At 60.3% G+C, this 19,786-nt stretch carries 23 protein-coding genes; 10 read left to right on the top strand and 13 right to left on the bottom strand.

Features of this window, described 5'->3' with window-relative positions:
• Positions 1 to 237: 237 nt before the first annotated feature.
• Positions 238 to 708 (bottom strand): manganese-binding transcriptional regulator MntR, encoded by a 471-nt coding sequence (gene mntR, locus NANH_RS0120225; protein WP_009820125.1) that lies wholly within the window; start codon positions 706 to 708, stop codon positions 238 to 240.
• A 94-nt stretch (positions 709 to 802) separates the two neighbouring features.
• On the opposite strand from mntR, the gene NANH_RS0120220 reads away from it, so the two are divergent.
• Genes NANH_RS0120220 through phnE form a run of 4 tightly spaced genes read left to right on the top strand, consistent with a single transcriptional unit; the run spans position 803 to position 5,095 of the window.
• Positions 803 to 2,683 carry a cytochrome c peroxidase gene (locus NANH_RS0120220; RefSeq protein ID WP_027263694.1) on the top strand — a complete coding sequence of 627 codons (1,881 nt, stop codon included), beginning with the start codon at positions 803 to 805 and terminating at the stop codon, positions 2,681 to 2,683.
• Complete coding sequence (locus NANH_RS0120215; protein WP_027263693.1) at positions 2,683 to 3,558, top strand: phosphate/phosphite/phosphonate ABC transporter substrate-binding protein; 876 nt, start codon at positions 2,683 to 2,685, stop codon at positions 3,556 to 3,558. Before NANH_RS0120220 ends, NANH_RS0120215 begins: the two co-directional genes overlap by 1 nt.
• The gene (locus NANH_RS0120210) at positions 3,555 to 4,337 is read left to right on the top strand and encodes a phosphonate ABC transporter ATP-binding protein (RefSeq protein WP_008282839.1); all 783 of its coding nucleotides are present in this window, start codon (positions 3,555 to 3,557) and stop codon (positions 4,335 to 4,337) included. The genes NANH_RS0120215 and NANH_RS0120210 overlap by 4 nt, the downstream gene beginning before the upstream one ends.
• Positions 4,337 to 5,095, top strand: coding sequence for a phosphonate ABC transporter, permease protein PhnE (gene phnE / locus NANH_RS0120205; protein WP_008282840.1), 759 nt, complete (start codon positions 4,337 to 4,339; stop codon positions 5,093 to 5,095). Before NANH_RS0120210 ends, phnE begins: the two co-directional genes overlap by 1 nt.
• 3 nt (positions 5,096 to 5,098) lie before the next feature.
• On the opposite strand, the gene NANH_RS0120200 is transcribed toward phnE, so the two are convergent.
• Positions 5,099 to 5,575 carry a L,D-transpeptidase family protein gene (locus NANH_RS0120200; protein ID WP_008282841.1) on the bottom strand — a complete coding sequence of 159 codons (477 nt, stop codon included), beginning with the start codon at positions 5,573 to 5,575 and terminating at the stop codon, positions 5,099 to 5,101.
• A 99-nt stretch (positions 5,576 to 5,674) separates the two neighbouring features.
• A complete protein-coding gene (locus NANH_RS0120195) occupies positions 5,675 to 8,071 on the bottom strand; it encodes a heavy metal translocating P-type ATPase (protein WP_437438393.1) in 2,397 nt (798 codons plus the stop codon).
• Positions 8,072 to 8,240: 169 nt separating this feature from the next.
• Here NANH_RS0120195 and NANH_RS0120185 point away from each other — a divergent pair, with 169 nt between their 5' ends.
• On the top strand, positions 8,241 to 8,510 hold the full coding sequence (locus NANH_RS0120185) for a hypothetical protein (RefSeq protein ID WP_005613342.1): 270 nt from the start codon (positions 8,241 to 8,243) through the stop codon (positions 8,508 to 8,510).
• Between the two features lie 39 nt (positions 8,511 to 8,549).
• Here the strand turns inward: NANH_RS0120185 and NANH_RS0120180 are convergent, their stop codons facing one another.
• Together NANH_RS0120180 and NANH_RS0120175 are read right to left on the bottom strand one after the other, a co-directional pair.
• Complete coding sequence (locus NANH_RS0120180) at positions 8,550 to 9,215, bottom strand: L,D-transpeptidase (protein WP_027263689.1); 666 nt, start codon at positions 9,213 to 9,215, stop codon at positions 8,550 to 8,552.
• A 435-nt stretch (positions 9,216 to 9,650) separates the two neighbouring features.
• Positions 9,651 to 9,998, bottom strand: a complete 348-nt coding sequence (locus NANH_RS0120175; protein WP_425442834.1) for an ArsR/SmtB family transcription factor — start codon at positions 9,996 to 9,998, stop codon at positions 9,651 to 9,653.
• A 59-nt stretch (positions 9,999 to 10,057) separates the two neighbouring features.
• Here NANH_RS0120175 and NANH_RS0120170 point away from each other — a divergent pair, with 59 nt between their 5' ends.
• The 5 genes from NANH_RS0120170 to NANH_RS0120150 all read left to right on the top strand — a co-directional run bounded on the left by NANH_RS0120170 (position 10,058) and on the right by NANH_RS0120150 (position 14,715).
• Positions 10,058 to 10,912 carry a cation transporter gene (locus NANH_RS0120170; RefSeq protein ID WP_027263688.1) on the top strand — a complete coding sequence of 285 codons (855 nt, stop codon included), beginning with the start codon at positions 10,058 to 10,060 and terminating at the stop codon, positions 10,910 to 10,912.
• Positions 10,909 to 11,418 (top strand): signal peptidase II, encoded by a 510-nt coding sequence (gene lspA / locus NANH_RS0120165; RefSeq protein WP_036050142.1) that lies wholly within the window; start codon positions 10,909 to 10,911, stop codon positions 11,416 to 11,418. The genes NANH_RS0120170 and lspA overlap by 4 nt, the downstream gene beginning before the upstream one ends.
• A gap of 37 nt (positions 11,419 to 11,455) precedes the next feature.
• A complete protein-coding gene (locus NANH_RS0120160; protein ID WP_232279250.1) occupies positions 11,456 to 11,977 on the top strand; it encodes a TRAP transporter small permease subunit in 522 nt (173 codons plus the stop codon).
• Positions 11,967 to 13,340 carry a TRAP transporter large permease gene (locus NANH_RS0120155; protein WP_027263686.1) on the top strand — a complete coding sequence of 458 codons (1,374 nt, stop codon included), beginning with the start codon at positions 11,967 to 11,969 and terminating at the stop codon, positions 13,338 to 13,340. The genes NANH_RS0120160 and NANH_RS0120155 overlap by 11 nt, the downstream gene beginning before the upstream one ends.
• 268 nt (positions 13,341 to 13,608) lie before the next feature.
• Positions 13,609 to 14,715 carry a cytochrome P450 gene (locus NANH_RS0120150; RefSeq protein ID WP_232367732.1) on the top strand — a complete coding sequence of 369 codons (1,107 nt, stop codon included), beginning with the start codon at positions 13,609 to 13,611 and terminating at the stop codon, positions 14,713 to 14,715.
• On the opposite strand, the gene NANH_RS26710 is transcribed toward NANH_RS0120150, so the two are convergent.
• The 8 genes from NANH_RS26710 to NANH_RS0120110 form a co-directional block, all read right to left on the bottom strand.
• Complete coding sequence (locus NANH_RS26710) at positions 14,699 to 15,445, bottom strand: cation diffusion facilitator family transporter (RefSeq protein ID WP_005613351.1); 747 nt, start codon at positions 15,443 to 15,445, stop codon at positions 14,699 to 14,701. The genes NANH_RS0120150 and NANH_RS26710 overlap by 17 nt on opposite strands.
• Before the next feature lie 10 nt (positions 15,446 to 15,455).
• Positions 15,456 to 16,082, bottom strand: coding sequence for a class I SAM-dependent methyltransferase (locus NANH_RS26705; protein ID WP_245601480.1), 627 nt, complete (start codon positions 16,080 to 16,082; stop codon positions 15,456 to 15,458).
• Between the two features lie 6 nt (positions 16,083 to 16,088).
• Positions 16,089 to 16,823 carry a cytochrome c biogenesis CcdA family protein gene (locus NANH_RS0120135; RefSeq protein WP_027263685.1) on the bottom strand — a complete coding sequence of 245 codons (735 nt, stop codon included), beginning with the start codon at positions 16,821 to 16,823 and terminating at the stop codon, positions 16,089 to 16,091.
• Positions 16,817 to 17,317 (bottom strand): hypothetical protein, encoded by a 501-nt coding sequence (locus NANH_RS0120130; RefSeq protein WP_027263684.1) that lies wholly within the window; start codon positions 17,315 to 17,317, stop codon positions 16,817 to 16,819. The genes NANH_RS0120135 and NANH_RS0120130 overlap by 7 nt, the downstream gene beginning before the upstream one ends.
• A 20-nt stretch (positions 17,318 to 17,337) precedes the next feature.
• Complete coding sequence (locus tag NANH_RS0120125; RefSeq protein WP_027263683.1) at positions 17,338 to 17,895, bottom strand: thioredoxin domain-containing protein; 558 nt, start codon at positions 17,893 to 17,895, stop codon at positions 17,338 to 17,340.
• 5 nt (positions 17,896 to 17,900) lie between these two features.
• Positions 17,901 to 18,335 carry a copper chaperone PCu(A)C gene (locus NANH_RS0120120; RefSeq protein ID WP_009824510.1) on the bottom strand — a complete coding sequence of 145 codons (435 nt, stop codon included), beginning with the start codon at positions 18,333 to 18,335 and terminating at the stop codon, positions 17,901 to 17,903.
• Between the two features lie 17 nt (positions 18,336 to 18,352).
• On the bottom strand, positions 18,353 to 18,889 hold the full coding sequence (locus tag NANH_RS0120115) for an SCO family protein (RefSeq protein ID WP_009824509.1): 537 nt from the start codon (positions 18,887 to 18,889) through the stop codon (positions 18,353 to 18,355).
• Positions 18,890 to 18,983: 94 nt separating this feature from the next.
• Complete coding sequence (locus NANH_RS0120110) at positions 18,984 to 19,739, bottom strand: DsbA family protein (RefSeq protein WP_027263681.1); 756 nt, start codon at positions 19,737 to 19,739, stop codon at positions 18,984 to 18,986.
• Positions 19,740 to 19,786: the final 47 nt, after the last annotated feature.

Raw genomic sequence — 19,786 nt, 5'->3', positions numbered from 1 at the left:
GAGCAAATCAAAGGTTGTATCCACGTCTTTTCCCGCGATCGACATTTTCGCTGCACCGTCGTCGCAGTCAGGGATTTTGGGCACACTATTTCGGGCTGGTCAAGCTCAGAGGACACGAACGATTTTCTGCACTAAAGTTGACCATCAGAACAAATGCCAACCCACCAGCCTTTGACTGCTGACGCCGCCGCCTCCTGAGTCTTGCTTTGCTGAATTTCGCGAGAACTTGATGCTGCGCTACTTGCCGCTCTGAGATTGCAGGAGGGCGTGTTCGAAGGCCTCCAGCGTGGTCGTGCTGACGTGATGCTCGATCCCCTCCGCATCGCGTTCCGCAGTCTCTTCGTCGATTCCCAGGCTGAGGAGAAACGCGACGACGATCCTGTGTCGTCGGCGGCAGGCCTCGGCCAACTCCCGACCGGCATCCGTGAGGAATATGGCGCGATAAGGTTCCCGCCGCACCAGGCCAGCAGCTTTGAGCCGCGAGATGTTCTTGGTCACGGTCGGCGGCTTCACTCCAAACCGTTCGGCGATCTCCACCGGCCTCGCCTCACCGCGCGACTCGATCAATTCGGCGATCAGTTCAACGTAATCTTCCGCCATTTCGCTCTCATGTGCCTGACGCACGGTCGCGAACCCCTCAGCCTGTGCTTCGGGAGCCCTGTCGACAGTTTCGAACGGTTCATGTTCCTGTGATTGCAGCTTTGTCATACTTGGGACTTTGCAGGGAAACTGCAGGATTGACAACTTGTTTGCTTAGGGTAGATAAATTAGCCATGTCTAACTTTTGAATTCGGAGACTGCGGTGATTCAGAAATTCCTTGGAGCGTTCATTGCCGCACTCGCAAGCGCGCTCGTCCTGTCCGGACCTGTCGCTGCGACGCCTGCCAAGGAGGCTCCATGGCTTCCCGAGGCGGCGGCCTACCGGCTGACTCTCTTCCTCGGAAATCTCGAACCGCTGCCTTGGGATGACGTCGGGACCGCCTGGGCCGAACCCTACCGGGGTTCGGAATTCTCTGTCGGTGCACTAGCATGGCTGGACGGCAGCAGCGACATCGGACCCGCCCCCCTTCTGGACGCCATCACTCGCGAGGACCGCCAGGCGGTCTTCGCCGAGGCGACGCGGCTGATAGCGCGCAGGATCGACGAGGAACTGGACCGGGCAGTCATGGCCGACGACCCTGCACGTGCACAGCAGGCCGTGCGGACAGCTCGAGAACTCTATCGCGCATTCGCGGACGGTATCGCGGCTGCTGACCCCGACGCTTCGAGACGCATCGGCCTCGCCTGGCTGGAACTCAACAGCAGCACAGGTTCCGCTGGTGTTCTTGGTACTGGTGACACACCCGCGAATCGCGAAACCATGGAAGCCGCGCGCGGAGTCATCTCCGGCTATCTCGCCGAGAATTACCTCGTTGACGATTTCACGCCGCGCCGGACGCTGAGCGCGCTGCCGGAAACTTTTGTCCTGAGTGGCCGCACCATCGAGGTGCCGCCTAGCCTGCCGCCGGGGTCTGACATGTTCGATCAGGATCCGCTGCCGCGCCTCGTCCTCAATTTCGAGGAGCAGGGCATCGACGAGACCGACCTGCCTTTGGTGGCATATGGCGACATGTTGTTCGACAGCGCGCAAATCTTTGGCAATCCGGCGCAGGACCTCGGGGTCGCTTGTTCGACCTGTCACAACCGCTCGGACGTCAACCAGCGGCTTTTCATTCCGGGTGCGAGCCATCAGCCAGGCGCGATCGATGTCGATGGCGCCTTCTTCAATCCGATCTTCAATGACCGGCGCGATGATCCGATTGACATCCCCAGCCTCCGTGGCCTGCGTTTCACCGGGCCCTACGGCCGCGATGGCCGCTTCGCCTCCTTGCGTGATTTCACCCGCAACGTCATCGTCAACGAGTTCGGCGGCGATGAACCGACGCCCTTCATGCTGGATGCTCTGCTCGCCTACATGCTCGAATTCGACTTCCTGCCCAACTCCATGCTGACACCGGATGGTCAGCTGACCGAAGCCGCTCCCGAGGCCGCGCAGCGCGGCGAAGCGATCTTCAATACGCCCTTCGCGGCGCTCGGCGACCGTTCCTGCGCCAGCTGCCACGTCCCGGACACGAACTTCCTGGACCGGCAGGCCCATGATATCGGCTCGGTTGCGTCGGCCTACGATGGCGCCCGCACCGGTGCGATGGATACACCCACGCTGCTCGGCACGGCCTACACCGCACCCTATTTCCATGACGGATCTCTGCCGACGCTGGCCGCTGTCGTGGACTGGTTCGACGAATCGAAAGCGCTCGGGCTGACCGCGGCGGAGAGGGCTGACCTGACGGCCTATCTGGAGACCGTGGGCGCAGCGGATGAGCCCTATGAGGCATTCGACGCCGAGAACACCGCCTTCCGGCTGGCATTCTCCGAACTGACGACATTCGCCTCGACGCTCAATACGTTGCTGCCGCAGAGGGATGCGGAGCACATTCTGCTGCTGACCGACACCGTCGCCGCGGACCTTTCGGCGGACGCCAGCACAATGTCGAACTTGGCTGCGCGGCCCGAGGTCTACGCGTTGGCCGAGCGGCTGGCCGAGGTCGGTGCCGCCGTGCGCGGTGAAGACTGGGTGGCCGCCGAAGCCAGTTGGACCGCGTTCAAGTCCGAAGCCGACGCAATCGAAGAGAGGGCATTCTGATGGCAATCCATCTGAATCGCAGAACGATGTTGGCACTGGCCGGTGCGGGCGCAGTATCGCTCGCAACCCCGTTGGCCGCGCAGGACACTGCGTTGCGGCTGGCTTTCATCCCGCAGGAGAACCCCGAGAAGCTTCTGGGCGACATTGAAGCCATCACCGGCTGGCTGGCTAGTGAGATCGACGTCCCCGTCGAAGGGTTTGTTACCATCGACCATGCGGCAGCGGTCGAGGCGCTGCGCAATGGCGACGCGGATATCTCCTTCATGGGCGCCCTGCCTTTCGTCCTGGCCGAGGCCGAGATCGGTGCCGTGCCACTCCTGTCCGAGGTCTACCGCGACGCGCCGAGCTACACGGGTCGCATCTTCGTCCGGCGCGATAGTGGCATCGCAGGGCTTGCCGACCTGCGCGGGCGCGACATCGCCTTTGCCGATCCGATCTCGGAATCTGGTTATCTCTATCCGCTCGCCGAATTCGTCGAGGCTGGGCTGATCGACGGTCCGGGCGCGGCGGAGGCATTCTTCGGCCGCGTCTTCTTCGCAGGCGGCTATCAGCAGGCCATGCAGGCGATGGCCGAAGGTCTGGTCGACGCCGCGGGTGCCAGCCAGTATGCGGACCTGCTCCTGACGCCGCAGCAGCAGGCACAGGTGACATGGATCGCGGAAAGCCCGCCAATCCCGAGCCATGTCGTGATCGCGCGACCCGGGTTGGATGCCGAGGTGCAAGACCGCTTCACCAACGCGATGCTGCAGCTCAACGAACCTGAGAACCGCGACAAGCTGCGCTATCTCTACGGGCCGGACGGCTATGTCAGGGCCGACTCCGCCGCCTATGGCGGCGTGCGCGACATGGCACGGCGATATGGGCTCCTGGAATGAACATTGCGATCCGGATCGACGACCTGAACTTTGCCCATCCGGGCGGGAGTGTTCCGGCGCTGGAGCGGGTCTCGCTTACAATTTCGACCGGCGAAAGCGTCGCTTTGCTCGGCCCGTCCGGGGCAGGAAAAACAACGCTGCTGGCATTGCTCGACGGCAGGCTTCAGGGCTGGCGCGGGCGCGTTTCAGTCTTGGGTGCGCCGCTCGATCCCGACCAACCGCCGCCGCGCGCAAGCCGACCTGATACCGGTTTCGTGTTTCAGGAATTCGCCTTGGTCGAACGCTCCACGGTTCTGCGCAACGTGCTGAACGGCCGCCTAGGCCGGATGGCGCCCCTGCGCGCCCTGCTGGGGTCGCCAACGCCACATGATCTCGACATTGCGCGCACAGCCCTCACCGATTGCGGCATTGCCGATCTCGCCGAACGCCGGGTCGACAGTCTCAGCGGCGGCCAGCGGCAGCGCGTGGCCATTGCGCGGTGTCTCGCGCAGGAGCCACGGCTGATCCTCGCCGACGAGCCGGTGAGCAACCTCGACCCCACCCGCGCTGGGGAGGTCTTGGCGCTGCTGACCGGGGCGGCGCAAGCGCGCGGCGCAACGGCGCTGTTTTCCTCGCACCAGCCCGACCTGGCGCGGCGTTTCGCGCAGCGCATCATCGGCATGCGGGATGGGCGGATCGCCTTCGATGTACCGACCTCCGAGTTGAACGATGATGCGACAGCGGAGCTCTATCGGGAGGTTGAGCCAATCCCCGGTATCGGCCTCAGGGCGGTGTCCTGATGGCGTTCCGCGGGTTTGGCGGCTTTGCGACGAGCGGTCTGATCGCCGCCGCGATCGTGTGGTCCTTCGCGACGACCGATGTCGAGTTGTCGCGTCTCATGTCGGCCGGCCCGCGCATTGCCGATTTCCTCGGCCGGATGGTTCCGCCTGACCCGACGGTGATGGCCGAGATCAGGAAGGGCAGCGCGGAAACGCTGAGGATCGCGATCCTCGGCACCCTCGGTGCTGTGATCCTGTCCGTTCCCCTCGGCATCCTCGCCTCCGAAACGATGGTATCGCGTGCGGTGTTCCGACCGATCCGAACGCTGCTTGCCTTCATCCGGGCAATTCCGCTGATCCTCGTGGCCATGCTCATGGTGGGCGCTGTCGGGCTCGGGCCGCTGCCCGGCATCATCGCGGTCGCCTTTCATGCAACGGGGATGCTCGCCAAGTTCTATGCCGAGGCGATCGACGGCGTGCCCCGCGCGCCGATCGCCGCGCTGGAAAGCGCGGGCGCCGGGCCGCTCGTGCGGCTCAGACATGCGATCTGGCCGCAGATGGCGCCGGTCGTCGCCCGCGACACGATCTTCCGGTTCGAACTAAACCTGCGAGAGTCCCTGATCCTCGGCATAGTCGGCGCGGGCGGGATCGGCTTCTACATCCAGACCTACGTGCGTTCCTTCCAGTACGACAAGGCCGCCAGCGTCACGATTGCGGTCGTCGTCATGGTCATCGCCATCGAGGCGATCAACGTCACGCTGCGGCGCCGTTTCACCTGATCCTCAGGCATAGATGTCGATCGGGGTCCCGTCCCTGACCATGGCATAGATTTCCTCGATCTGGCGGTCCGTGACAGCGATGCAGCCTGCCGTCCAGTCGCGGACATTCATTGGGTCGATCCCCTTGCGCGGTCCGCCGTGGACGAAAATGTCACCACCCGGCGACTTTCCTTGCGCCTCCGCGAACGCGATGTCAGCCTCGTTGGGATAGGAAATGCCGATGGAGAGATGGAAGAGGCTGTCCGGGTTGCGCCGGTCAATCTCGTAGGAGCCTTCCGGCGTCCGTCCGTCCCCCTCGAACTGCTTGTGGCCCTCGGGCGCGAAGCCCAATCCGATGGGATAGGTCCGCAAGACGTCATCCGCCCCATCAAGAACCAGCAGTCGTTGTCCCTTGTACATGCGCAGCCGAGTCACTTCGGGTCCGTTGTACGACCGGAACTTGCTGGCACAGCCTGACAGGAAGGCGGCAAATCCGCCCATCAAAAAGGCGCGCCGTGGAAATCTGGTGTTTGTCACTGCTCGACGCCCCTTTTTGCGAGGTCTGTTGGTGCCAGAGGTTACTCTAACGAAGACGTCGGATCAATGACCGTGCGCCAGTGCTCCCTTCGCCATCTGCTCGCCCACCGGTTCACCGCCCGAAGGCCCGTCCTTGATCCGATGCCCGTTCAAAAGCCGCAGCGCATTGGCGACCACCAACAGGGATACGCCTACATCCGCAGCGATGGCGCCCCACATCGAGGCCATCCCGAACGCGGTCAGCCCGACGAACAGCGCCTTGGTTGCCAGCGATATACCGATATTCTGGTGGATAATCGTCATTGTCCGGCGAGAGTGAGCAATCAGCCACGGCACTCGAGCCAGATCGTCGGTCATCAGCGCGATATCGGCCGTCTCGATGGCCGCGTCCGAACCGACAGCCCCCATGGCGATGGCATAATGCGCCCGCGCCATCGCCGGTGCGTCGTTCACGCCGTCACCGATCATCGCCACCATGTCGTGGGTTGCCACCAGTTCCTCGATGGCCGTCACCTTGTCTTCTGGCAAGAGATCGGCACGCACCTCGTCAATGCCGACCTCGGCCGCCACTGCACGCGCGGTGCGCTCGTTATCGCCGGTCAGCATGACGATTGTCTTCACGCCCTGCGCGTGTAGGCGCGCCACGATGCCCTTTGCGTCGGGGCGGATGCGGTCGCGAAGCTCCAGTACGCCGGTCACGCCGGTCTCGTCACCCACGGCAACGAGGGTGCTCCCTGCCCCTTCGATCCGGTCCCGCAGATCCGCAGGAATTGAATTGCCGAACCCCTTCTCTTCGGCGAACCGATCCGAGCCGAGCCAGATCGCGCGCCCGTCGGCGCGTCCTTCCAGACCGCGCCCGGGCACGGTGCGGGTGTCCTCTGCGGCAGACACGGAAACACCATCGGCTTCGGCGCGCGCGAGGATGGCGCGTGCCAGCGGGTGCGAAGACCGCGCCTCCAGACTTGCTGCCAGCGTCATGAGATCGCGTGCGGAGGCGCCGCCCAGTGGATGAACTGCCGCCACCTCGGGCTCGCCCATGGTGATCGTCCCGGTCTTGTCCATCGCCAGTGCCGTGGTGCGGCCCGGTGCTTCGACATAGGCGCCGCCCTTGATCAGCACCCCCGCCCGCGCCGAAGCGGTGAGCGCTGCGACGATGGAAACCGGCGTAGAGATGACCAGCGCACAGGGGCAGGCAATGACCAGAAGCACCAGCGCGTTGTAGAACCAGTAGTCCCAGGCGCCGCCCAGCAGCAGCGGCGGCACGAGCGCGATGGCGATCGCCAGAGCCATCACAATGGGTGTGTAGATGCGCGCGAACTTCGCGACCCACTGCTCGACCGGCGCACGACGGGCATGGGCATCGCCCACCATGCGAATGATTTTCGCCAGCACCGTGTCCGAGGCGGCTTTGGTCGCCCGCACCGTCAGTGTGCCCTCGCCGTTGATAGTGCCGGCATAGACCTCGTCGCCGGGCTCCTTGGGCACCAGTGCGCTTTCGCCGGTAATAGGAGCCTGATCGACGGCCCCTGCCCCGTCCACGACTTCACCGTCGAGAGGGATCCGGTCGCCGCCGCGCACGATAAACCTTGCATTGACTGCCACGGCAGCGGCCGGAACGTCGGCTTCCGATCCGTCGTCGTAAAGAACCCGAGCCGTAGGCGGCGCGAGGTCGAGGAGAGATGAAACCGCGTTGCGTGCGCGACCGACACTCCAGCTCTCAAGATAGAGCGACAAAGAGAAGAAAAACGCGACCGTCGCGGCCTCGAAGAATTCGCCGAGCCCGATGGCTCCTGCAACGGCCACCACCATCAGTAGGTTCATGTCTGGTGAAAGTCGCCGCGCCGAAGACCATGCCTTGGGCGCAACCAGCCAGACCCCAAAGAGGATCGCGACGGCGAAGATCCCTGCTTCCGCCATAGGCATAGGCACCTCGCCATGCCCCGCAAAGAGCCCGAGCGCGCCGCCCATGCCGGTCTCGACAATGTGAAAAAGGAATCCCGCCGCCCAGAAGCCGCCGCTCAACGAGGTAAAGCGCTTCTGACGTGCCAGATGCGCGGCCTGATCCTCTGCTGCATTGTCGGCGTCCCACGGTTTTGCGCTCATGCCGGTACTCGCGACCAGTTGCGAAACCTCGTTGTCCGAAATCCTGTCTGCGGTATCCAGAATCGTCATCCGACCATTGATGACATCGAACGCCAGATGCTCAGTCCCGCCGACTTTTGGACCGACCACCCTATTCAGGATTGCCACCTCTTCGGCACAATCCAGACCGGAGACTTGAAAATTTCGTCCATTCGAGGGGATGGCTTGTGCCAATTCCGTGTTGGCTCCAGCACCGCAGCACGCAGCACCTTCTCCATGAGAGTGGGAAACTCCGCTCGCATGTTTGTGATCATCACCATGATCGTGACTGCAGTCAGAGCTGTGCTTGTGGTCGTGGCGGTGGCCATTGGAAGACATGGGATTGACCTCGGGATTCGTTCATTCCACATTGAAATAACCCCTACAGTAACTAGAGCTTCAAGAGCTAAAACAAAAATTTGGTCAAGTAAGGACACAGACCTGCGGAACCTTGAAACGCGCCGCTAAGTCTGAAGACGCGGCTGACCTGCCAAAGAGTGAGATAGATATGCTTCAAAAATATGCGGTGATCATGGTTGCAACATTGGCCCTGGCTGGCTGCGCGGTGCCTTCTAAGGAAGACAACGATCCATTCAGGATCGGCAATGTTCCAGAATCTGTCGCAGCCCTCGCTGCACCCGACCAGGATCTCATCACGGCACGGCTACGTCCCGAAGATAATTGCTATTGGTATGCCCATAGTGGGCCGGTGGAAACGACCTTGGTCCCGTTGCGATCGGCAGGCGGCAATCCCATCTGCGTCGCGCGCCAATCCTGATTGACGCGTCCAAGCGTCGGATTGACGGCGCGGCTTGGGTCAACTCTGCGGAGTCACGCTGTCCTCGGCCGAATATAGGAACGCCGTCGAGCCAATCTCCACATTCGGATACAGATCGTTTATGTGCGCCATGACCATCCGGACGCAACCGGAACTGGCTCGGCCGCCGATGCTTCGCGGCTGTGGTGTACCGTGGATGCGCAGATAGGTGTCTCGGTCCCCGACATAGAGATAAATCGCCCGTGACCCGAGCGCGTTCTCAGGTCCGGGTTCCATACCGTCAGCGATGTCGGCGTAGAGCTCCGGGTCGCGGTCAATCATGTTCTGTGTTGGCTGCCAATGCGGCCACCTGACCTTGCGCTTGATCGTGTAGACGCCTGGCTCATAAAGTTTGCCACGAGCAATCGCTACGCCATAGCGCATCGCCGTGCCGCCTTCCTCGATATGGTAAAGATAGCGCGCGACAGCATCGACATGGATGTCACCGGCCACAAGACCATCTTTAGTTATAACCCGCTGCGGCAGAAAGCGCGGGTGCAGGCCCCACGGGTTTGATGTGGCTGGGTTATAGCCCGGCGGTGTAATCTGTGCATCCCAAGCCGCCTTTTCCGCTTCAGTGGGCCAGGTGTCAGCGAGGAGCGGACTCGAGATAGACGCCGAGAACAATGCGGCAGTCGTCTGGATGAAGTGTCGTCTTGTCAGCATATAGATTGCTCCGTTCACGCATTGGACGGCAAACCGAACCTTACCCCGAACGCAGTGTTGTTCGCCCGGGAAAGAGTGAGGCGTTATTGGCAACTTGCTCCATGGTGCCGTTCTATGTCGGTGGCTTAACTCCTAAAGCTACTAGAGGTTCAAGAGAAATTTTGATGCCAGACGATCTCGGTAATACTTCGGGCCCGTTCGTTTCTTTATCAGTCTAAGCGCTGTCACGATCTGTGGGGTGAAACCAGGCTACTGCCACGATGCCGGGCCTCGTCTTGATCTTCGCTTCAATTGTGATCCTTAACTCGCTATGCCGAGCAGTTAAATTGAGCGCTTTCAATAATGGGTCTTTTCAACACGTTTGGCAGCAAGCCCCATATAAAATTTTGCCTCACGCGGAAGTGGTCGTGATGACGTGCATTGGGATATTATCGTTCACGCTTCGCGATAATTGTCACAAGCCCCAACACCTTCTGCGACCACATCAAGCAGGGCGTCTACATCATTTAAAAGAGCTGCTATGCGCGGACTGCTGATCCGGTAGCGAATGAAGCGCCCATCGCGGTCGCTGGCGACAAGTCCGCAATCCAGAAGGCATCGCAAATGATTTGACACGTTGGGCTGCGATAGCCCTGTGCGTTTGACGATCTCGTGAACAACCAACGGTCCTTCACACAGCACGCCCAGTATCGCCAGTCGGCTCGGGTCGGCAAGACCGCGAAAGAGCTTTGCCCTACGCTCGATGCCAGCGGCCGCAGCATTGCGGTCGGCGAAGACTTGCATCATATCACTCCTTGCTGATATGTTTGAACTTGATCCACTTTAGCAGGAGTATTGCACCGATGGCCAACACCGAAAGCACCGGATCGACAGCAGATACGCCGCCCCTCCGTTACCGGGTTTCCGGAATGGATTGCGCCAAGGATGCCGCCCAGATCGAGCGGGCGGCGCAGTCTGCGGGTGTCGCGCCCGACGCAGTGAAAGTATCAGCGGCGACCCATATCATGACTCTGAAAGTCCCTGAAGCAAGCCTGCCGGAGATTGAAAAAGCCGTTGAGACAACGGGATATGGGTTCGACCGCATCGAGAGCGACGAGGACCTTCAGCAAAGTGCGGCCCATCAGGACCCGGGCTACCGCCGCGCGCTCTGGATCGTCGTGATTCTAAATGTCGGTTACGGCGTTCTGGAAATGATTGGTGGGTTTATTGCCGGGTCACAGGCGGTGAAGGCCGACGCGCTGGATTTCATCGGCGATGGCGCGATCACCTTCCTCGGCCTGCTGGCCATCGGTTGGAGTCTTCTCTGGCGGGCGCGGTCGGCCCTGATCCAAGGCATCTTCCTTGCCCTGCTCGGTCTTGGCGTCTTTGGGACAACCATCATGCGGGCATTCGAGCCGACAACCCCAGACGCCACGCTGATGGGGCTTCTGGGCCTGATTGCTCTTGTGATCAATGTCATCTCCGTGCTGCCGTTGCTGCATTACCGGAAGGGGGACGCGAACATGCGTGCCGTCTGGCTGTTCTCGCGCAACGACGCCATTGGCAATGCGGCAGTCGTTGTCGCGGCCGGTCTGGTGGTTTGGCTGGGCAGCGCTTGGCCCGACCTCATTGTCGCCTTCGGCATCGCCGGGTTATTCCTGCATTCTTCCTGGTCGATCATCCGCGACGCGCGGTCCGATCTGAAGGCGGCGGCATGAACAACCGCGTTCTGGGTGGGCTCTGTGCGATTGCAGCTTTCGGTTTCGATCAGGGCACCAAGGCGCTTGCCCTGAACACCCCGGCGCTTGAACATGGGGTCGAGGTTCTGCCCTTTCTCAATCTCGTGCGGGTTTTGAACGATGGGGTCAGCTTCGGTATGCTCGGCGGGGTCGTACCCTGGTGGGGTCTGGTCGCACTTGCTGCCGTGGTCGTGGCATGGCTGCTGATCTGGCTGTGGAAGGCTCCGGACAGGCTGACAGGTGCGGCGCTCGGTCTGATCATCGGAGGCGCGCTTGGCAATATCCTTGATCGTCTGCGCTATCAGGCCGTCCCTGACTTTCTCGACTTCCATTACGGGTCATACCACTGGCCGTCCTTCAACTTGGCTGACGTGGCGATCTTTTGTGGGGCAGCATTGCTGTTCTGGGACAGCTTTCGCACCTCGAAAGTCAGGCCGGAAAATCGGGAACAAGACAATCGCAAGGGAGATGTCACGGGGGGATAACAGCTAACAGGCAAAGAACTTTGGGAGGGAATTCGGCTTGAGATTTTTGGATTGGATTGACCGTGGCATTCGCGGCATCGGCGTCGTGACTGCGTGGCTGACAGTTGTTTCGATTGCTGCTTATGGCGCGCTTCAGATGCTGGATCGCAAGCTACAACTTGGCGTGTCGAGCTATTTGCCGGACCTGTCCACGTCACTGCTGTTCATCCTAATTTTCTTGACCTTTGGGTATACCTATCTGCGCGACGGTCACGTGCGCGTTGATGTTCTTCGCAGACATTGGTCCGCCCGCCGCATTGCTTGGATCGAACTGATTGGCGGCCTTTTTGTCCTTCTGCCGCTCGCCGCCATCCTGACCTACTACGGATGGGACGGTTTGATGCGCACCACGAAATACGCGGAAACCCAGTTGTGGGCACAACGCATTGCCGGGGTCATCGGCCCCATCCTGCTGGCTCTTGCCGGGATGATCGTAGCCCTTCGCAACATCGCCTTTCTGACAGGGAGACGTGCGCAAGGTGCACCGGAACAAGCAAGCGGCCTGCACAATGGTGAATGAGGTCCTCACGGTTGCCATGCTTGTCGTGATGGCGATTGGGGTTTTCAGTGGTTTTCCGGTGGCGCTGGTGCTCGCGGGGACAGGCTTCTTGGGGTTTGTCGCTGCGGTTTGGGTGGGGATCACTGATTTTCAGCATCTGGGGCTGATCTACCTGCGGGCCCGTGGTGTACTGACCAATGAATCAGTCCAATTCACCAGCGTTCCAATGTTGATTTTTCTTGGCCTGATCCTGAATGCCAGCGGGATTGCCGAAACCATGTTTCGCTTGCTGGGGCGTCTTCTGACAGGCGTTCCCGGTCGCTACGCCATTGCGACTTTGCTGATCGGCCTCGTTCTTGCGCCCGCCGCCGGGGTGATCGGTGCTTCCGTCATAACTGTGGCGTTGGTGGCCTATGCCCCGATGATGGCGTCGGGCTACGCACCGCGAACCGCAGGAGGCGCTGTCGCAGCTTCTGGAGCATTGGGTGTCGTGTTCCCGCCAGCCGTGATGCTGTTCTTCATCTCGAACGTGTTCTATCTGCGCATCGGATTGATGTATGTGGCCCTCATCGTACCTGTGCTTCTGATGGTCATGGCCTTCGCGGTCTACTTTGCGGTCACGTTGAGAAAAACGGTCGAAATCCCGCTGGACACACCCAAGACCAATCTTGTGTCAGACCTCTTGTTTGTACTCGCGTCTGTCGCGGTCATCGCATCCATTCCGCTCAGCATCATTCTGGGCTTTGCGACACTAACAGAGGCGGCTGGAGTAGGGGTTTTTGGCGCGCTATTGGTCGCGCTGGCGCGAAAGCGCTTGTCTTTCTCATCGTTGAACTCTGTCACGGTGCAGACAAGCACGATGACGTCGATGGTCTTCTTCATCGTATTGGGCGCATCGGTATTCTCGCTCAGTTTCCACCTGGTCGGTGGACCGGACGTCATCTTCGAGTGGATATCCGCATTCGATCTCACCCGGTGGGAACTGTTGGCGATCCTCCTTGGCGTGATCATCATACTTGGGTTTGTTTTTGACTGGATCGAGGTGCTGCTGGTCTTTGTACCCGTACTGATGCCGATTATTTCAGATCTCGACTTCGCAGATCACGTCGGCTCTGCCTACTTTGCGCAGATCTGGATCGCTGGCCTGATTGCGTTGGCCTTGCAAACGTCCTTCCTGACGCCTCCCTTCGGCTATGCCCTGTTTTTTGCTAAGATGGCGGCACCGAAGGGTATCAACCTATCCGATATCTATCGCGGAGCGGTACCTCTTGTTGCCATTGAGATCGTATTGATCGTGGCGCTGATCTCGTTTCCTCAGCTTATCACTTGGCTCCCCGAAATGGCCCTTGGGGATGCGGATGCGCCGCAGCTGATCCAGCGGTGACAGATGTTATGGGCGCGGACGCCGTGCTTTCCTTCGGAGCGGCACTGCTGTTTCGGCACCGTGCCCGCCCCGCGAACGGCGAGGCAAAAAAGGCCAGAAAAAGAGAATAGAAACAGGAGGATAGCCGATGTCTAGCATGCCATCTGCAACAGGCTTTGACAGCACACTCGCCCTGCTGCGCAACCCGTATGGGTTCATTCGGCAAACTTGCCGCCATCTCGACGCAGACCTCTTCGAAACGCGCATTCTTCTTCACAAGACAATCTGCATGACTGGCGCTGCCGCGGCAGAAGCCTTCTATCGGGAAGAGCAGCTGATCCGCGAAGGCTCGATGCCAAGCCGCATACAAAAGACCCTATTGGGTGAAGGCGGCGTTCAGGGATTGGACGACGCTACCCACCAGCACCGCAAGAAGATGTTCATGTCGATGATGGGGACCGAGCATATAGCCGCGCTTCAGGGCATGTCACTTCACATGCTGGACAACTTTGCGCCGGACTGGGAGGCGAGGAACGAAGTCGTTTTTTACGACGAAGTGCGCGAAATGCTCACGAGAGCCGTTTGCGCCTGGTGTGGGGTTCCGATTCCCGAGGCGGAGGTGGCGACCCGAACGGCGCAGCTTACATCGCTTTTTCAGGACGCCGGTGCCATCGGCCCGAAACATTGGGCCGCGCGACTGGCGCGCCACCGCCTGGAAAAATGGGCAGCACGGATGATCCAACAGGTCCGCGATGGCGAGCTTCAGCCGACGCAGGAAAGCGCCCTTCATTTCATCGCGACATGGCGCGATCTCGACGGGGAGTTGTTGAACCCCAGGGTGGCCGCCGTAGAGTTGCTGAACGTCTTGCGTCCGACCGTGGCGGTGTCTGTATTCATCGTGCAGACGGCGCACGCCCTGTACAGGTACCCAGAATGGCAGGAGAAACTGCGGAACGACGAAGGACTGCTCGAACCCTTCGTTCAGGAGGTCCGCCGCCTCTATCCATTCTTTCCTGCGGTCGCGGCACGAGTCAAAAGTACTTTCGAGTGGCAAGGGTATCGCTTTCCCAAAGGACACCGGGTTCTGCTGGACCTCTATGGTACGAACACCGATCGGCGTTCATGGGATGCGCCACTTGAGTTTCGGCCCGAACGGTTTCGGGGCCGCGCCGAAAACCCCTACGACTTCATTCCACAGGGCGGCGGCAACCACTACACGAACCACCGCTGCCCGGGTGAATGGATCGCGATCAGTCAGATGAAGGCGTTTTGCAGGTATCTTGTGAACGACATCGACTACGATGTGCCGGATCAGGATTTGGAGCTTGACCCAGGAGAGCTGCCATCACTGCCCCAGAACCGGTTCATCATGCGCAACGTCAGGCGTCGGCAGTAGCTTCGGCCTCACCCGGCCCGACCGACCGCGCATCCTTCGTGGCCTCGAACGCCTCCCACGCAACGTAGGGCACGATCAGAAGCGCCGCGACCGGATCGGCCCACCACCAGCCCATCCATTGCGTCAGACCGATTCCGGCCAACACCACAATGGTCTGGTATTCGCAGATCATGGTATCCTTGGCATCGTATTTCAGGGCGGGTGAATCGAGCCGCTTGCCGTAGCGATACTTGCCCCAGGCCAATAGCGGATTGACCACTAAAGAGACAAACAGGATCGCGATCCCCCACCAATTGAAGCCCGGTGCCTCCTGCGAGATGAAGGCGGACACCGCCTCGTAGAGGATCGCGGCGACGACGATCCAGAAAGCACAGGCGACCACATAGAGCGCGACCTTCTTGCGATGCAGGACCGTGCGCTTGTCGCCACCGTCCTTCTCGGCCTTCAAGCGCCAGATCAGCGTCCCGGCTGAGGTGGCTTCGACCGTGCTGTCGAAACCCCAACTCACTAGTGCGGCGCTGCCGGTCAGAAGTCCAACGGTGACGGATACGACGACCTCGATCAGATTGTAGACAAGGCTGGCGATCTCGACGCGGATGCCGCGGGTCAGATTGGTTTGTCTATCATTTTTCTGCTTGCTCATGATGCGGTAACCCCTGATATATTCTATAAGTTCCCGCCGAGAGTTGGTTACCTTGTCATCAGTATCTCGCCATTTGGAAGCCGACATTGTTCTCCTTCTAAGCTGCCTCAATAAAGGCGAGCTTGCCCCTCATACATGAAAACAAAGGGTTTCGGACCTTTCGCGTAGCCGGTGTCGAGCCGCTCCATGCGGAAGCCGTTCTGTTCGACCAGAGTGTCTGTCTGGCGGTCAAGGTGACAGTTTCCGGCACAACGTTTCCAGGCAAGCGTGAGCCAGCGCTGCCAACGCTGGACGCTGGGTTCCGGCGCTGTTCCATGCTCGACGAAGCGGAAGACGCCGTCAGGTTTGAGAACGCGCTGGATCTCTCGGCCAGCACCTTCTCCGGTTCCGACACGCTGCAGAGCGTCCAGGTAGCAATCACGCAGTCAACGCTGCGATCTTCCAGCGGCAATGCTTCGGCCACGCCCTCGATCATCTCCGTTGTCGGTGTCAAGCCCTGAGAAGCCTCCGCGGCCTGATTAAGGAGTTCTGGTGAAGGGTCCACACCGACGATCTGATCCACGGCGTCGGGGTAGAGCGCGAGGTTCAGGCCCGAGCCGATCCCGATCTCCAGCACGCGCCCCTTCGCACCTGAGACTGCGCGCCTTCGGTAGGGAAGAAGCTGTTCCTGACCCATGGTGAGATGCGTGAGGCCCGGAAGGATGTGTTTTTCGTAGAACCGCATGAGCTGTTATCCTATTCGTCCAAGAACCGGAAACGCATCAAGCATCCAGTACGACAACGCGCTCAACTGTCCCGTCATCATCGCCACGCCCATGAGGATCATGACGACGCCCGCAATCTGGTGAAGGCGACGGCCGACCCGGCCGATGGCGCGGAGCCGGCCCGCGATCTGATCGGTGAAACCGGCAACGATCAGAAATGGTATCCCGAGGCCAGCGGAATAGACGGCAAGGAGCATGACGCCTTCGCCCATCGTGGCGCTGGCCGCGCTGGTTGTCAGGATCGCGCCAAGAATTGGGCCGATACACGGAGTCCAGCCGAAACCGAAGGCAAGCCCGAGGACATAGGACGCAGCGGGTTGGCCCCCGGGGATGTTGAGATTGAATCGGAAGTCGCGTTCCATGACCGAAACACGCGCGGCCCCGATCATGAAAAGCCCGAAGACAATGATGATGCCGCCCCCAACGAGGTTGAGTTCATACCGCCACTGAAGCAGGGCCTGACCCAATGCTGTCGCGGATGCGCCAAGCCCCATGAAAATGGTGGAGAAGCCGAGGACAAAACACAGGCTCAGCCAGACCGCGCGCGACGGGGAGGCCGCAGCCGCCCCGCCTTCAGCGGCTGTGCGCCCGGCCACGTAAGAGACATATCCTGGCACAAGAGGCAGCACGCAGGGAGACAGAAACGATATCGTACCGGCCAAGAGCGCGGCGGTGAGCCCCAGAAGCGAGATATCTACCATGAACCACGTTCACCCCTGAATAGCTTGCGCAAGGGCACTCTTGTGGCAGCCCAATATGCCAGGGTCGGGACGATGATCCATTGCAGCAGGGGCGTGAGACCGGCGTCGATGACGGGGACCACCGGCATGATGTCGCGATAGGCCCAGGCCGCCCGGATCACGATGTTCAACCACTCGCTGAAGATCGTGTAGGAGACGCCCAGGGCCACCGCCAGAAGCAGGACGCGCCCTGCGCGTTCCGACGGCCATGCGTGCACCCCGACAAGAAACAGGGCGAGCAGGAGCGTGCTCATGGCGATTAACAGATCTCCGCCGGTGCAGTGGACGACAGCGAACACAATTTCTCCCCAGGTGCCTTCGACCCAGATCGTGTAGAGCGGAATATGTGCCATTTCCCAGATCAGATGACCGACAGCGGTATAGACAATGTATCGGCGGATGACGGAGAGCCACCCGGTGTCGTTCATCTCAGTGGTTTCGGTATTCGCTGTCATGCCGGGGGTCCGTTCTTCGATTAATGTGCGTTTGTCAGGCCGTTGACGTACAGGATCATGTTGATGTGCCGGAAAGCGGAACCCGCAAAGACCCCGGAATGGCGGTTGCCGCGCGCGATAACATGCACAAGCGGAGCCTCGGGATCTGGCACAATCGCGCGATACTGATCGATCAGATTCTCCATCGGCTCTTCTGCGCGAGCAATGACCACGTTCTCGGCAATCGGTCCGGGAACCGGATCACTGGCGTCGGTCACCACAAGGAAGGTCACCATGTCCAGCATGGGAGATGCATTCACTCCGCCCCTCACCTTTTCAAGAAGTGCCTGCTGATCAGCACAGGGCAACCCGCAGTTGGACGGGACGAAACTAAGAACGACGACCTGATCGGAGAGGCTTTCCAAGTCCAACGGTTTTCCGTCAGCGTCGACCAGATTCAACGTCGGCAATTCGTTGAGGTCAACGGCAGTGAAAGCAGGTTCTTTTTGTGCCATCACCTCGTCAAGACGGTCGCCAGGATGATCTGCGTAGGCCGGGCGGCCCGCGACGAGGGCTATCAGCAGGAGTATGTTTTTCATGACTGTTACTCCTGCGGTCCCATTGCGCCCGGCCCGAGAACCGGGACGCTGATTTCCATTCGGGCACCCGATGCGAATGTCAGGATCAATGGCAAATCGGTGCCTTCTTCGAGTTTTTCCGACAGGCCCATCAGCATCAGATGCATGCTGCCGGGCGCGAGGGTCACTGGTTCTCCGGAGGGCAGGTCCAAGGCGACGACCTCAACCATTCGGCTAACATCATCGCCGCCGGTCTCGACGGCGTGAATGGTGACGTTTCCAGCGATCGGCGTCGTGATTGCGACCAGTTGATCACTTTGATTGCTCGTGAGCGTGAGATAGGCCGCAGCCGGACGCGAGGCGAGGATGCTCGCGCGGGCCCAACCGTCCGATATCGTTACATCGGCCGATGCGAAAAATGGCCAGAGAGTTAGCGCGGTTGCAAGTGTCGTAATTTTCATTTGGCAAGTTCCATTGTTTATAGCTTTTTGCGGATTTCCTGCGCCAGCGCCTCGGGCGGTTGGCCGCCTTCCTGATAGACCGCCTCAAATTCGCCACCGGGCCGCATGAGGTATATGTGCCCGGCATGCGCCATGAAATAACCGTCCGGCGCGCTGTCGTCCTCGGTCCGCTCGTACCATGTGCGGAAATTTCTGGTGGCCTCGGCAACCTGCGCTTCGGTTCCGGTCAGGCCGATCAGGCTCGGATGAAAGACTGATACATATTCCGCCATGACCGGCACTGTGTCGCGTTCCGGATCGACCGTGATGAAGATCGGCGCCACCTGGTCCGCATCTTTGCCGAGCAGGTCCAGCACGCTGGCCATATATGCCAGTGTCGTCGGGCAAACATCGGGGCAGTTGGTGAAACCGAAGAAAACAAGCTGCCAGCGGTCGGCGTAGTCAGCCTGTGTCACCTCTTGTCCGGTGTGATCTATCAGTGAAAATTCGGATCGAATATCCGCCTCACCCGAATAGCGGACGGCCTTCGATCGGTTGCCAAGATAGTTATCCAAAGCCCAAAAGATCGCTAGCCCAGCGAGCGCAACAGCTATCGTGCTCCACAATATGGATCTCAGGAGCCGCGATTTCGGAGGGGTTTCACCGGGTTCAATCGACATCTTCGGCCTCCGAAATCAGCGCCTGAAGATCGGCCTTTTCCAACAATCCAGGAAGAAGTGTTTCCCCGATCAGAAACGTCGGCGTGCCGGATATTCCAAGCTGCCGTGCGAGATCGTGAGACTTTGCGATATGGGCATCGACTTCAGGCGCGTCCATGTCTGCCTGCAACTGGTCGTAGTCCAGCCCCGCCTGCTCAGCGGCCCTTCTTATAAAGACGGTATTGGCGCGCGGATGTGCCATCAGCGCCTCGTGAAATGCTTCGAACTTGTTCTGTTTTATCGCCGCCAGCGACGCTCGAGCCGCCAGTTCGGAGTCGGGTCCGAGAATTGGCCATTCCCGCATGATGATGCGCAAGTCCGGGTTCTCCTCTATCAATTCGAAAAGGACCGGGGCCGCGCGTCGGCAATAGGGGCAGTTGTAGTCGAAGAATTCGACAAGCACGATGTCGCCCTCAGGATTGCCCATCACGCCGGTGTTTCCGTCCGCAAGCAGGAGGTCACCCACGCGCGCAATAGCAGCATGTTGTTCGGCCTCGGCTTGTGCCTGAGCCTCTTCCTCGAAGGCCAAGAGCGTATCCACTAGAACTTCCGGGTTCTCGCGGATCGTTTGCAGGATCAAGGCTTTGATGGCCTCTTGCTCAACCTGGTCGAGCGGCGTCGATTGCTGGGCCAGCGACGTCGTGGGCGCAGAGATCAGCGCCCAAAGCAAAACTCCAAGCATTTGGTGGGTAGTTTTGAATGTCATCTCGATTTTCCGCGCCTTCTCGCCGGGGGCATCAGCCCCCGGCGATG

Origin of the sequence: Sedimentitalea nanhaiensis DSM 24252 (assembly GCF_000473225.1) — a bacterium.
GTDB classification, from domain to species: Bacteria; Pseudomonadota; Alphaproteobacteria; order Rhodobacterales; family Rhodobacteraceae; genus Sedimentitalea; species Sedimentitalea nanhaiensis.
The sequence above is the reverse complement of the archived record's forward strand: the minus strand, read 5'-3'. Positions and strand labels throughout refer to the sequence as shown.